The 13392-nt window shown below is 58.3% G+C and carries 15 protein-coding genes; 4 read left to right on the top strand and 11 right to left on the bottom strand.

What is annotated here, in order from left to right; genetic code table 11:
• Positions 1-20: 20 nt before the first annotated feature.
• The 4 genes from B3X29_RS15485 to B3X29_RS15470 all read right to left on the bottom strand — a co-directional run bounded on the left by B3X29_RS15485 (position 21) and on the right by B3X29_RS15470 (position 2219).
• Positions 21-893 (bottom strand): manganese catalase family protein, encoded by an 873-nt coding sequence (locus B3X29_RS15485; RefSeq protein WP_103180818.1) that lies wholly within the window; start codon positions 891-893, stop codon positions 21-23.
• A 15-nt stretch (positions 894-908) separates the two neighbouring features.
• Positions 909-1415, bottom strand: a complete 507-nt coding sequence (locus tag B3X29_RS15480) for a ferritin-like domain-containing protein (protein ID WP_103822602.1) — start codon at positions 1413-1415, stop codon at positions 909-911.
• 31 nt (positions 1416-1446) lie between these two features.
• Positions 1447-1941 (bottom strand): ferritin-like domain-containing protein, encoded by a 495-nt coding sequence (locus B3X29_RS15475; protein WP_103180816.1) that lies wholly within the window; start codon positions 1939-1941, stop codon positions 1447-1449.
• Between the two features lie 92 nt (positions 1942-2033).
• Positions 2034-2219: a general stress protein gene (locus tag B3X29_RS15470; protein WP_103180815.1), complete on the bottom strand. Its 186-nt coding sequence runs from the start codon at positions 2217-2219 to the stop codon at positions 2034-2036.
• A 581-nt stretch (positions 2220-2800) separates the two neighbouring features.
• On the opposite strand from B3X29_RS15470, the gene B3X29_RS15465 reads away from it, so the two are divergent.
• The gene (locus B3X29_RS15465) at positions 2801-3319 is read left to right on the top strand and encodes a hypothetical protein (protein ID WP_156655125.1); all 519 of its coding nucleotides are present in this window, start codon (positions 2801-2803) and stop codon (positions 3317-3319) included.
• 186 nt (positions 3320-3505) lie between these two features.
• Entirely contained in the window at positions 3506-3892 is a 387-nt protein-coding gene (locus tag B3X29_RS15460; protein ID WP_103180813.1) for a hypothetical protein, read from the top strand.
• Positions 3893-3925: 33 nt separating this feature from the next.
• Here the strand turns inward: B3X29_RS15460 and B3X29_RS15455 are convergent, their stop codons facing one another.
• The 4 genes from B3X29_RS15455 to B3X29_RS15440 all read right to left on the bottom strand — a co-directional run bounded on the left by B3X29_RS15455 (position 3926) and on the right by B3X29_RS15440 (position 6898).
• Entirely contained in the window at positions 3926-4612 is a 687-nt protein-coding gene (locus tag B3X29_RS15455; RefSeq protein WP_159340332.1) for an RluA family pseudouridine synthase, read from the bottom strand.
• Between the two features lie 42 nt (positions 4613-4654).
• Positions 4655-5890, bottom strand: a complete 1236-nt coding sequence (locus B3X29_RS15450; RefSeq protein WP_156655124.1) for an MFS transporter — start codon at positions 5888-5890, stop codon at positions 4655-4657.
• 89 nt (positions 5891-5979) lie between these two features.
• On the bottom strand, positions 5980-6459 hold the full coding sequence (locus B3X29_RS15445; protein ID WP_159340331.1) for a DMT family transporter: 480 nt from the start codon (positions 6457-6459) through the stop codon (positions 5980-5982).
• A gap of 4 nt (positions 6460-6463) precedes the next feature.
• Positions 6464-6898, bottom strand: coding sequence for a DMT family transporter (locus B3X29_RS15440; RefSeq protein WP_103180810.1), 435 nt, complete (start codon positions 6896-6898; stop codon positions 6464-6466).
• Between the two features lie 98 nt (positions 6899-6996).
• Here B3X29_RS15440 and B3X29_RS15435 point away from each other — a divergent pair, with 98 nt between their 5' ends.
• Positions 6997-7941, top strand: a complete 945-nt coding sequence (locus B3X29_RS15435) for a LysR family transcriptional regulator (RefSeq protein ID WP_159340330.1) — start codon at positions 6997-6999, stop codon at positions 7939-7941.
• Positions 7942-8037: 96 nt separating this feature from the next.
• On the top strand, positions 8038-8430 hold the full coding sequence (locus tag B3X29_RS15430; RefSeq protein ID WP_159340329.1) for a hypothetical protein: 393 nt from the start codon (positions 8038-8040) through the stop codon (positions 8428-8430).
• A gap of 125 nt (positions 8431-8555) precedes the next feature.
• Here the strand turns inward: B3X29_RS15430 and B3X29_RS15425 are convergent, their stop codons facing one another.
• Genes B3X29_RS15425 through B3X29_RS15415 form a run of 3 tightly spaced genes read right to left on the bottom strand, consistent with a single transcriptional unit; the run spans position 8556 to position 13325 of the window.
• Positions 8556-9725 (bottom strand): HlyD family efflux transporter periplasmic adaptor subunit, encoded by a 1170-nt coding sequence (locus B3X29_RS15425; RefSeq protein ID WP_103181127.1) that lies wholly within the window; start codon positions 9723-9725, stop codon positions 8556-8558.
• A 10-nt stretch (positions 9726-9735) separates the two neighbouring features.
• Positions 9736-11928 carry a type I secretion system permease/ATPase gene (locus tag B3X29_RS15420; protein ID WP_159340328.1) on the bottom strand — a complete coding sequence of 731 codons (2193 nt, stop codon included), beginning with the start codon at positions 11926-11928 and terminating at the stop codon, positions 9736-9738.
• A complete protein-coding gene (locus B3X29_RS15415; protein WP_159340327.1) occupies positions 11925-13325 on the bottom strand; it encodes a TolC family outer membrane protein in 1401 nt (466 codons plus the stop codon). Before B3X29_RS15415 ends, B3X29_RS15420 begins: the two co-directional genes overlap by 4 nt.
• Positions 13326-13392: the final 67 nt, after the last annotated feature.

Raw genomic sequence — 13392 nt, 5'->3', positions numbered from 1 at the left:
GGCTGTTGTTGCGGGCGGGGTTACGGTTTATTTTTACCGGCACCCAGCTCAGCGCCAGTGAGCGGATCGGCTGTTGGATCCGACTCGGTGCGGCTCGCCATCGCTTTGAGTAGTGCGGCCTGCTCTTTCGTGAGCGTAACCTCAGCGCTGCCATCGCCGCCATCAACGGCGGGTTGCGGATCGGCAACGTACTCAAAGTTTTCATCGCTGTTCCAGCTGCCGCGAAGATCATCACCTGCAGACATATTGTAGTAGGTGGTTGCGTATTGTTCGATTGGCGGTAGTTTCCCTGGTGGGAAATTATTGCGAATCGACTGCAACGCCTTCTCAAACGAGAGCTGGTGTGCGGCTTCACGGGTCATCAGGAACGCAAGGGCATCTTTTACCCCGACATCGTCAGTGACGTTGATCAGGCGTTCATAGATGATTTTGGCGCGTGCTTCCGCCGCGATGTTGGAGCGCAAATCGGCGGTGGCTTCCCCGATAGTATCGATATACGCCGCAGTCCATGGCACGCCTGCGGAGTTGGTCAGCGGTGGCCCACCGCCATACAGCAGGGAGGTGATATGGCTGTCGTTACCGTTTTGCGTCAGTGAGCGGTAGAGTTCCGCTTCACTTTCGGTGCCTTCCGCCAGTTCGCCTTTGGCGCCTTTGTTCAGCATGCCGACCAGCGTACCGATGATCTCAAGGTGGCTGAGCTCTTCGGTCGCGATATCCATCAGCATCTCTCTGCGGCCTGGATCGTCATCGCCCAGCCCCTGGGTGAAGTAACGGCAGGCGGCCGCCAGCTCGCCCTGTGGGCCGCCAAACTGTTCAAGCAGCAGGTTTGCCAGGCCGGGGTTCGGCTCGGCAACGCGGACGGTATACTGCAATTGTTTTACGTGTCGAAACATACGCTCACTCCCTGGTTATTTTTTCGCTTCGACACCGTCAGCATCTGAGCGCAGCAGGAACTGCTCAGTCGTGTCAGGAATATGCTGGATCAGCCAGTCGGCCATGCGCTGCTCTTCGGCGAGGATCGATTCGATCGCTGGAATCGATGCCACGTCTCCGGCTTTTCGCGCCGCGGCCAGCAGGGAGGTATAGCAGGCAATTTCGAACTGCTCGAAAACGTAGCCGCTAATAGAGCCTTTTACGATTTCATCCGAGGTCATAATGCCGCCGACAGACTGGCCGAACGCCATCATTTTGCTCATGGAGTCTTTCAACATTGAGCGGGAAATATCGTTACGGTCGAGGATCTCTTCCAGTACATTTATTTGCTGTTTGGTTTCAGTAAGATGTTGCTCAATACGGGCGCGGACATCAGGATAATTATCGATACGGCTCGCCATTGATTCGAGCATAGATTCCGCTTGCTTTTCCATGGCGTGAGCATCGCGTAGCCAGTCATGGTAGTGTTCTACGTGATTCATATTTTCGTCCTCGGGTTCGGTTAATTCAGGCTTACTTTTCTGCTTTCTGATTAATATTACCGACTGCCAAATCGGTCAGTTTAAGATCGGTGGATTTCTCTTCTTCCAGCGTCTCGGCTAATAATTTGACCGCCTGGGTGTATCCTAATTGCTCCGCCAGGGTAGCGAGCGTGCCGTAGCTGGCAATTTCATAGTGTTCGACTTTTTGCGCCGCAGCGATTAATGCTGCATCACGCACTTCATTTTTTTCTGTGCTTTCAAGGACTTCATTGGCTTCTTCAATTAACCCTTCCATCGCCACGCATTTCATTCTTTTCAATTTAATATTTGGCGTTTTCTCGATGAGCTGATCGATACGCTCAATCTGACCATGGGTTTCTTCCAGGTGCGCTTTAAACGCAGCGCTCAGATCGGGGCTGGCGGCTTCGCGGGATAATTTAGCCAGCGCACGAGTAAGCTGTTTTTCTGCACTATAGGTATCGGATAACAAATGAATAAATACATCCTCTATACTTTTCATATTCATACTTTTTCTCCAGTGCTATAAAAATCTGCGAGCCCGCGGACCCGCAGAGGTTACCCATTAAAGTGAAGAACAGGCTTTAATAATGAGATGAATTAAGAGTTGTCAGACTTACGTCCGCCACCATGGCTATGCTGACCGCCCTTTTTACCTGCTTCGGAAGCGCGCTGCGGATCGTTTTTGAAATTACCACCGCTCTGCTGACCGCCTTTTTTCCCTGCTTCAGAGGCCTTTTCACGATCCTGTGCGAAATTACCTGAACCACCACGTTGCTCTGCCATATTATGTTTCCTCATTTACATCGTTTATGTCAGTAAGATACGTTTTTATTCGTATCCGTTGTCGTTCAGGATTAAATTTAGCCCCTATTTCAGAAGAGTCAAATGCGGTTTTGAAAATAAATTATCTTATGTTTTAAGATTTAACTGAATATATCGCTCCGCTTGTTTCGCAAATAAGTTTCGCCAAGGTAATGTAAACAAACGACCTTCCGGTTGTTCTGCTTTATCGCTTGTTTTGTGTTTCGCTGAAACGTTCGAGTCCAGGCGTGGCGGGGCTCTTTACGTAAGTTTACGTTCAGGGTGGCCCGCTTATAGCCCATATAAAAATATTGTACGTGGGATTAATCTTAATTGGTTTTTATATTATTTATGGACGTTGTTTTCGGCTGTTAAATAATATAACAAATTGTTTACGTATATTATGTATGGATTACAGTTACTCACGGAAATTACTACTTCAAAAAGGGTAAGCGAAGGACAAATAAAAGAACCTGATAAAGTATGATGGTAGATCGGGTACCCCAGGCAATACTCAACCGGAGCGGTGACGCGGTGTCACCCCGGAGGCGAAGGTGAACCCTATGCTTGATTTCATCTCTGGTGTCCTGATTCATACCCCCGTCTGGGTCTATCTGGTTCTGCTGTTCCTGATAAGCAGAGGCATCCGGGCGCGTAAGCCCGCCACCGTTGCGCTGGAAAAGCTCGCTATCGTTCCGGCCCTGTTTCTGATCTGGGATATCTACGACCTGCTGGTCTTTCGCACACTCACCTTCGGCACCGGCTCCCTGTGGCTGGCAGGTCTACTCAGCGGCGCGGCGATGGGCTATATCCTGAGCAAAGGGGTGACGGTGAGCCGGGCTGCCGCCCCGCGCAGCATTTACCGTTCGGCGGACTACTCGGCACTGCCCATTATGATGCTGGCCTTCGCGGTGAAATATGTGCTGGGAGCGATCAGCGCCATTGCGCCCGAGACGCTGCAGCGCCCCGGCGCAAGCGCCTTCGCCATCATTACCGGCGGGCTGTTCGCCGGGGTCTTTGTCGGCAAATTTGTACGCTACGTGCGGGTCTATTTGTCGGCACAGGTGCAGCAGTCGGGGTGAGAGGGCTCATCGTTCTGGATTAACCGGATAGCCACATTCCGCTGCAAACTCACCCAGACCGCCCGGCGGCGCGATGCAACATCAGGCGTGCCGCCGTTATGTCGGAACGCACTGAGAGGAAAATGGCAAACGCAACGGCAGGTAGACTGAGACGGCATGATAAACCAGCAGCCCACAGGAGCCCGGATGTTCACCCATATGCGTATTGCCAGACCTGTCATAAACCTCGACAACGCTTTCCTGATGTACAGCCAGGGATTAGGACTGAAAAAGATTGCGGACTTTAGCGATCATCAGGGCTTCAGCGGGATCATGTTAGGGCGGGAAGATTTACCCTGGCATATCGAATTTACCGTGTGCCACCACCATCCCGTTCAGCCTCTGCAAACGAACGAGGATCTGATCGTTCTCTATTATCCCGATAAAGCCGAATGGGAAGCGACCTGCGGGCGAATGCGCAGCGCGGGCTTTACGCAGGTAAATGCGTTTAACCCCTACTGGGAGGTCAATGGGCACACATTCGTGGATGACAACGGGTACCGGGTGGTGATTCAGAACCAGGCGTGGGGCTGAACTGACAGAGAGCCGCGTGGCAAAATGGCACTATCAAAACGGGCTGGCATGGCGGATATGGACAGGCTCCCCGTTGACCGGATGCACGAACCGCAGCTCGCTGGCGTGCAGCATCAGGCGCGGCGTGCGTTCGGTGCCGGGTATCTGCACTCCGCCATACAGGTCGCAGCCTAAAATCGGGTGGCCCAGCTGCTGGCAGTGAATGCGCAGCTGGTGGGTGCGCCCCGTCTCCGGCGTCAGTTCCACCCGCGTGACCGGCACATCACCCTGATAATGCCCGCGCTCCACCACCCGATAGCGGGAACGGGCGGGCTTGCCGTTGATAGCGCAAATCGACATCCGCGGGAACAGCGCCGGATCTTTGGCTATGGGGGCGTCTATCACCCCTTCATCATCGGCCAGATGCCCGCAGAGCAGGGCGGTGTAAGTCTTGGTTACGCTGCGCTGGCTGAACTGCTGGCAGAGAGCGGCATTGATCGCCTTGTTGCGGGCAATCACCATCAGCCCGGAGGTGCCAAAATCGAGGCGATGCACCAGCGTGCAGCCGGGAAAGGTCTGCACCAGCCGGTAGTGCACCGAATCGAGGTTTTGCGGATTTTTCCCCGACAGGCTGAGCAGCCCGCTGGGTTTATTGATCAGCACCAGATGGTCGTCCTGCCAGAGCGTCTCTATCGCCGCATGGCAGGGCGGGGCAATAAAATTATCGATAATCACTGACATCAGTCTGACCGCAGAAAGAGGAGGGAGACGGATGATAACCCATTATGTATGCGATTTAAGCTGTGACGTGTTATCGAGTCGTCTTATCGCCGGCACCAGGCTGGCGGCTACCGTGGCGAGAACCACGGCACAGGCCGCCACCAGCAGCACGTTGCTGGTGCCGTACTGGTTGGCCAGCGGCCCGGCGATAAGCTCGCCGCAGGGGATCGCCACAAACGATCCCACCGCATCGTAGGCATAGACGCGTGCCAGCTTATCCTGCGGAATATGCGTTTGCAGGGACTGGGCCCAGGCCACCCCAAAGAGGCCAAAGGTCACCCCGGCAATAAAGAACGCGGCAATCAGCCAGGGCGTGGAGGGGAGCAGGCTCAGCATAAAGATGGGCAGGGCGCAGCATGACACCAGCATCACGCCGATAAAGAGATCCCGGCGCGGTCGCCAGCGCAGGGCAAGGGAGGAGCCCACAATGAGGCCAATACTCTGGCATGCCAAAATAATCCCCCACTGCGCCCGGCCAAAAGAGGTATCTGCAATCACCGGCCCGAGCACCATCATTACCCCGCTAAAAGCGGCGTTAATAATGGTGAACTGCACGACGATCGACCACACCCAGGCCCGGCTGGCGAACTCCTGCCACCCCGCTTTTAAATCCTGCAGCATGTTGCTTTGAGAAGGCCCGGCTTCAAGGGCGGTCACGCGAATCATCAGGTAGAGGGGGGCGGCGGCGGCGAACCCCAGGGCATCAATGGCAAGCCCCCAGCCCGGTCCGACGGCGCCTGTCAGAACGCCGCCCAGCGACGCGCCGATAACCGTCCCGCTGTACACCCCGAGCTGAATGAAGGCGTTGGCTTCGCGCAGGCTTTTACCGGGGACCGTCTGGGGAACGAGGGCAGAAGAGGCGGGAAGGGTGATGCCCGCGGCGGCACCGTTTACCGCGCCAAGCAGGGTCAGGCTGAGCACCGTGGCGGACCCGTCCAGCACCGACCACGCCACGACAGCCTGTGAGATGGCGGCCACCACCGACGAGGAGACGAGCACCCGGCTGCGGGAGTAGCGGTCCGCTAATACTCCGCCCAGCAGCAGAAACAGCACGTTAAAAATCGAGCGGGAGGCCACGACGATACCTAAATCAGAGGCCGAGCCGCCAATATCCAGCACCGCAAATGCCAGCGCAATGGGGGCGATACCGTTGCCCAGAACGGTGAGAAAACGTGCGGCAAAAAGATGGCGAAAGGGGGAAAAATGATAAGCACGAACGCGTTTATTATCGGTTTTCATGGTGTTAATGGCTACGGGATGAGGGGAAGTACTATAAATGACCTGAAAAGCAAAAACACCTGCCTGCGCCTCCCCTCACCGAAGCTGGCTTAACTTCGCGTTTCTGCAGGCGCCTTCTCCTCTGACTTCTGCGTGCTGCTGGCGTAGATGAACCAGAGTGCAATCCCGAGGCAGAGGACAGCGCCCAGGCGCGTCATCGAGAAGGGAATGGCGTCGTTCCCCAGCCAGCCAAAATTGTCGATCAGCATGCTCATGGTCAGCTGACCAAAAATCACCGCCACCGTGGCCACCGCCGTACCGATACGCTGCACGGCCAGCACCATGATGACGATGTACGGCACGCCAAACATCGCCCCCAGCAGCTGCCATTTGGGCACATCCAGCAGGCTGACGGCATGGCGCGGTTCAAAGAAGAAGATCAGCAGGGCGGTGATCAGCGCCCCGACGGAAAAGGTCAGGAACGCGCTTTTGAATACGCCCACCTTGCTGCCCAGCTGGCCGTTGATGGCGGCCTGAATGCTCAGCGTCGCACCGCCAATCACCGCCAGAATAATCATAATTAATGTCATCGTCTTACCCCTGTGCAACCAGAACCAGCGCGGCAATGATAAAAATCAGCGCGATGATGCGTTTAGTGTCAATTTTGCGGTGCGGCGTGCCCAGCAGGCCGTAGTGATCGATGATCAGGCTTTTAAAGACCTGGCCGGCAAGGATGCCAATCATCGTCATGGCGATACCGATGGCGGGCGTCACCACGGTGAGAATAATGACGTAGACCGGGCCGAGAACGCCGCCCAGTAGCTGCCATGAAGGCTGTGAAAAAAACGACGGGCTGTTGCGTGGGCTGAAAAAGAGCATCAGCAAAAAGGTCAGGGCGGCACCGACGCCGAACACGCTGAACGTGGCCCATAAATCACCTACCTCACCGCCGAGCGGCCCCAGTAGCCCTGCCTCGACGGACAACCCCATCCCCCCGGCAATAACCAGTAAAATCAATATCAGCTGCATAGTTACTCTTCTCCGTTTTCAAGGCGGGGAAGCGTACCCCTGAACATCCGTGAGAAAAATGCCATAATGAAAGAAACACCTGTGCAGGAAATGCATTAATGCGCGACCCCGCCACGATCAGCCTCCGCTGGCTGCAAACCTTTAAAGAGGTCTATGAATCCCAGAATTTTTCGGTGGTAGCACGCCGGGAGGGGATCTCCGCTTCGCAGGTTTCGCGGGTCATCCATCAGCTTGAGGATGCGCTCGGCCAGCAGCTTTTTTACCGCAACACGCGGGCAATTATTCCCACGGAAAGTGGGCACCTTTTTATCCGCTATGCCCGCCTGATGCTCGGCAATCTTGAGGAGGCGCGCCGGGAGCTGGACGCGCGCAAGCAGGAGCCCTCCGGTCTGCTGCGCATCAACGCCCCGGTCTTTTTCGGTCAGCGGCATATCGCGCCGGGGCTTCCCGGCCTGACGGAACGCTACCCCCGGCTCAGCATCGAGCTGACGCTGACGGATGACTATATCGATCCCCATCGGGATGCTGCCGACCTGATCTTTCGCATCGGTATGCTGACCGACTCCTCTTTTCACACCCGGGTTTTCGGGCCGCAGTTTTATCACCTCGCCGCCTCTCCGGCTTATCTGCGTAAATATGGTGCGCCCGAGGTGCCCGACGACATAACCCGGCATAAATGCCTTGTCTACCGCGGTTCGTCCGGCCCCAACCGCTGGCTGCTGCGTGCGCCTGGCGGGGCGTGGGTCCACTATCCCGTGTCGCCGCTGTTATCGTCCAATAACGCGGAAACCCTGCTGACCTCGGCGCTGGGCGGGATGGGGATGGTGCTCTTCCCGGACTGGCTTATCGGCGACCGGTTGCGCAGCGGGGAGCTGGTAAAACTGCTGCCGGACCATGAGGCCGCTATCAACACGGAACCGCAGAACATTTCGGCGATCTACCCCAATGCGCGTCATCCACCGCTGAACGTCAGGGCGGTGATTGACTACTACGTGGCGTTTTTCGGCACGCCCCTTTACTGGCAATCCGCAATGAAGGAGTAAAGAGGCGCGGGCGTTTCTAATGATTTCCTATTATTGCTCTAAGTCAGCCTGCTAATAAGAATGTAACTACGCTACTTATCTTGCAGGGTGACTCACATGTTTGTGTCATGGTGGTTAATTGTTCCTGTCATCGCCGGGGTCGCCATCCTCTTTATGATGGTTTCCCGGCTGACCAATGAGGTTGATAAACTTGAAACGGCGCTGGAGGAGAGCCGGGGGCAGCTGAAGTCTGCCAGTCAGCACGCTGAGGCGTGCAAGCTGACGAATCTGCGCATGACGGAAAATTTGCTTCAGGTGAAAGGCTACACGCAGCAGTTGGCCGGCAGCAGCGGGCCTGAACAGGAAAGGCTGCTGTATGAGATGCACTGCGCCCTTAATCTGGCGACAAACAATGTTATTCATCACCCTGATTTTATCGAACACCCTTCAGCATCAGGCGCAACCCGACCGCAGCAGCCTGGCGAAACCTTGCCGTTAATGTTTCGTTGAGAGTATGGCCTGGTGGGTTTGCACCGGTGCGACCTGTTTGCCGGGCGGCGCTTCGCTTGCCCGGCCTACAAGGGCGTGCCGGTTTGGTAGGCCGGGTAAGGCGCCGCCGCTACCCGGCGCTCTTGCTACCGCTCCCTTAGTGCCTCTTTCGCCCGGTTAAACGGCTTGATCATATAATCCATCACCGATTTCTCGCCGGTTTTGATATCCACCGTGGCAATCATCCCCGGCACAATCGAGAAGTGCCTGCCCGCTTTGTTCACCAGGTAATCCTGGCTGGTGCGGATAAACACCCGGTAGTAAAACACTTCCGGTTTGGCTTCATCCTGAATGGTGTCCGGGGAGATGGTCTCCACCACGCCATCCAGCCCGCCGTAGATGGCGTAATCGTAGGCGGTGATCTTCACCAGCGCCTTCTGGCCGGGGTGGATAAAGGCGATATCCCGCGGCGACAGGCGGGTTTCAATCAGCAGGTGATCGTCCACCGGCACAATCTCCATCACCTCGCCGTTCGGGGGAATAACGCCGCCGATGGTGGTCACCTTGATGTTCTTCACAATGCCGCGCACCGGCGAGGTCATCGTCAGGCGGGTCACCGAGTCTTCACGTCCTTTCAGGACCGCCGAGAGCATATCCACTTCGGCGTTCGATTTAGAGAGCGCCTCCCGGGCCTGAACATAGTACTGCGAGCGCAGGTCGGTGAGCTTCAGCTCAAGATCGCTCTTCTGGCGTTGCAGGCGCAGCGCCTCGACGTGGCTGGCGGCGCCGGTTTTTACCAGCCGCTGGGTGATCGCAAGCTCTTTATTCACCAGATCCAACGCCTGGCGCAGCTCGCGCCGGGAGTCTTCCAGCTGCTCGCGGCGGGAGTTGTAGAGCCGGGTTTCGGCGGCGATCAGGTCGGTCCATTTCGCCAGCTCCGGCGGAAAGATGAGGGGCAGATCGTTCACCTCCGCACGCAGACGGGCGCTGGAGGCCAGCGACGCGCGGTAGCGGGCGGCGCTTTCGCCGACGTTGGATTCAGAGCGGGTCGGGTCGAGACGCGCCAGCACCTGGCCGGCCTGCACCTGATCCCCTTCGTGAACCTTTAGTTCGGCGAGGATCCCGCCGTCGAGAGACTGCAACACCTGCTCCCGGGAGCTGGGGATCACCTTCCCGGTGCCGGTGGAAACCTCATCGAGAATGCTGAACCACGCCCACACCCCGGCAGCGACAAACAGCAGCAGGCTGAATAACACAATGCTTCTCGCCCCGGTATAGCCGCTCTCGGAGCCGAGGGCGTTATCCAGGTCATCCATCGCCGCAACGTCACGCTGATTGATTTTCATTTTTCCACTCCCGGCCATTTGCCTGCTGCGGTTGCTGCATCCGGCTGTTGCTCAGCGCCTGCGCTTTCGGTGCGTCCATCACCAGCATGCCCTCTTTCAGCACCACCACGCGCTCCACCAGCTCCAGCATCGGTACGCGGTGGGTGGCGACAATCAGCGTGCGGTGACCGAGCCACTGGCCCAGACGCTGGATAAATTCACGCTCGGTGTGCTCATCCAGCGAGGCGGTGGGTTCATCCAGCAGCACGACGTTGGGATCGCGCAGGAACATCCGCGCCAGCAAAATCGACTGGCGCTGGCCGCCGGAGAGCCCGACGCCGTTCTCCATAATCGGGTGATCCAGCCCCTTCGCCAGCTTCTGCACAAAGCTGGCCGCGCCGCACATCTCCAGCACGGCAAATATCTCCTCGTCGGTGGCCCGCGGCATCCCGAGGGTGATGTTCTCCCGCAGGGTGCCGTAAAACAGCCGCGCGTTCTGGCTCATCAGGCCGACGTTGCGGCGCACATCCGCCATGTCGAGATGGGGCAGGCTGAGGTTGTCGAGCCGCAGCTCGCCGCCCACCAGATCCATGCTGCCCACCATCGCCTGCAGCAGGGTCGATTTGCCCGCGCCGTTACGTCCCAGCACCGCCACATGTTCGCCGGGTTTGATCTCCAGCCGGTTGATGCGCAGCGCCGGGTTCTGCGCGTCGCCGCCGTAGGCGAACTGCGCCTGCTCGAAGAGGTAGTGTCCACGCAGCACGTCCTGGCGGATCGGCGTCTCTTCACGCTGGTTCTCGGTGGGCAGCTGCATAATGTTGTCCAGCCCCTCTTTGGCGGCTTTCACCTGCTGCCAGCGGGCCAGCACGCCGCACAGGGTCGCCATCGGGGCGATCATCCGCGAGGCCAGCATTGAGGCAGCCACCACCGCACCGGTGGTCATTTCGCCTTCGATCACCATCGGGGCACCCACCACAATCACCGCGGTGTAGACCAGGCTCTGAATGGTCATCCCCCAGCTGATCAGGCCCTGAGTCAGCTCCCGGGTCTTAAGGCCCGACTCGGCAGTGATCTGAATGTAGCTGTTCCACTGTTGCAGGAAGCGGTTCTCCGCCTGCATCAGCTTGATGTCCTCCAGCCCCTGCACGCTCTCCACCAGCACGGCGTTGCGCAGGGTCGCCTCGTGGGCCGACTGCTTCGCCAGCGCCGCCAGCTTTTTCTGTAGCAGCAGGCCCGGCAGCACCATCACCACTGCCGCAACCGGGGCGATCCAGGCGAGTGACGGGGCGATGATCGCCAGCACCACCACAAACAGGAAGAAGAAGGGCAGGTCGACGATGGTAGAGATGGTGGAGGAGGTGACCATCTCGCGGATCTGCTCCAGCTCACGCAGCTGGGAGATAAAGCTGCCGGTGGAGCGGGGCACCGCGCTGTTGCGCAGGCGCAGGGCGTGGCCAAACACCCGGTCCGAGACGCGCATGTCGGCGCGTTTGCCCAGCAGATCCATAATGTGAGACCGGGCGAGACGCAGGATAAAGCCGAACAGGGTGGCAATCAGCACCCCGATGGTCAGCACATAGAGGGTGGGGTAGGACTGGGCGGGGATCACCCGGTCATAGACCTGCATTGAAAAGAGAATGCCCGCCAGCGACAGCAGGTTGATGAACAGCGCCGCCAGCATGACGTAGGTATAGGGGCGCAGGTCGCGCATCACCAGCCGGTAGAGCCAGTCGGGGCGGTATCTGGAGATATAGGCATCCACCCGGCTGTCTTTCAGCGCCGCCAGCGGGCGCAGGGCCACCACCTGGCGAATGGCCGGGAGCATCTTCGCCAGCGAGATGCGGTTGGCCTGCGCCTTGCCGTCAAAGAAGCAGACATCCAGCAGATCCTCGCCGTCGAAGTGCTCAATCACCCCAATCTTGCCGTCATTAAGCTCCACCACCACCGGCAGGCGCCAGCTGTTGATGGACTCCTGGCCGTTGGTGAGCAGCTGAAAGGAGAGGCCCGCCTCGCGGGCAAGCCCGGTCAGCGCCGGGATTTTGCTTTTGCCCTGCAGCCAGGGCGCGCCCGCCACCAGCGCGCCGGGGGAGCAGGCCACCCGGTAGCGGGTGGCGACGTAGCCAAACGCCTGCGCCCAGTGCTCCAGCGCCTCTTGCGTCAGTGTCTCCTCATAAAGGATATCGTCTCGGATCATGGCTGGATCTCCACTGACTGAATGGTGTGGTTTTCAAGGCCGAAGGCATTGCGCATTCGCCCGGTGTTATAGAGGCAGTTGATCTGCAGCTGGCGAAGCTGTCCGGCGGTTTGCCACTGGGTAAAGCGGGCCTGGTAGACCTCCTGCTCGGCGTTCAGCACGTCCAGCAGGGGGCGGGAGCCCAGATCGAGATACTGCTGCTGATAGAGTTCGCGGGTACGCTGGCTGAGCGTCTCCTGGCGGGACTGGATCTGCAGGGTGCTCATCAGGCTCATCACCTGACTTTTGGACTCCAGCAGCTTTTGCCGCACGTCCAGCCGGGTGCGCTGAATATTGGACTGCGCCGCTTCCACCGCGTGGCTGGCTGCGTTGCGCCGGGCGCTTAGCCCGCCGCCCTGGTAGAGGGGCATCTCGACGTTCACCGAGACGTTGTACTGGGTCTTGTCCAGCGTATCGTGGCCGGGGTAGCGGTTGTTCATGTAGTGACGCACCTGCGGCTCCAGCGAGACGGTAGGGGTCATCTGCGCATTGGCATAATCAAGGTTCGCCTGCGCCACGTTAGCCTGCGCCCAGGAAGCCAGCACCGCGGGCACCAGCCGGTCATCCGGCTCGTTGATGTCGCAGCTGCGGGCCAGTTTTTCCGGGAAGGCGTTGCTGACCGCGTTCAGATTGCTCCAGCCGAGGTTGCTCATCAGCGTGGCGCGGGCGCTGTCGAGGTTGGCCTGATACTGCATCAGCTGCGAACGCGCCCCTTCGATACGGGCGTCGGTCTGCACCACGTCCGAGAGCGAGGTGGCCCCTTCGTCGTTACGCTGGCGCGTCAGCTTGCCGATGGCGCCGAGCGCCTCAAGCTGCTCTTCGGCGGTCTCGACCATCTGCTGCCACATCTGCACCTGCACCAGGGCGATGGCGGTATCCCGGGCGATAGTGTCGATGCTCAACAGCACGTTGGCCTGCTGTTGCACCACGCCCGCGTCTTCAGCGCGCACCTGGCTTGCCACCTTGCCAAAGTCATAGAGCATCTGGGAGAGGGAGACCACCACCGAGGGGGTAAAGCCGGTATCGCTGGAGTTATTGCTGTAGCCGTTGTCTATCCCGGCGCTGATTTGCGGATAGTATTTCGATTTAGCGACATCGACCTGCTGGATCTGTTCGTAAAGTTTGCCCACCGCTTCGCGAATGGTGGGATGCCAGTTGACGGCGCGGGTCACCGCATCGCCAAGGGTTAAGGTACCGAGGGCGGCCTGACGGGTGGGCAGGGCGACCCGTCCATCCAGAGCGGGCAGCGCCTGATTTTCATTTAATTGTCCAAAACTGATTACCGCAGGCGAATCGGCGGCAAGGACCTGTGCAGACAACAGGCAGCACCCAAGCCACCAGCAAGGTACTTTGTTCATGGCATTATCCCTAAAAAAACTGAACAACTTTATAATGTTAAGCCCGGGCGACGAGCGCCCGGGTCTT

The sequence above is a fragment of the Leclercia sp. UBA5076 genome (assembly GCF_002416465.1).
Taxonomy (GTDB): domain Bacteria; phylum Pseudomonadota; class Gammaproteobacteria; order Enterobacterales; family Enterobacteriaceae; genus Enterobacter.
This window is presented reverse-complemented; position numbering and strand designations above follow the sequence as displayed.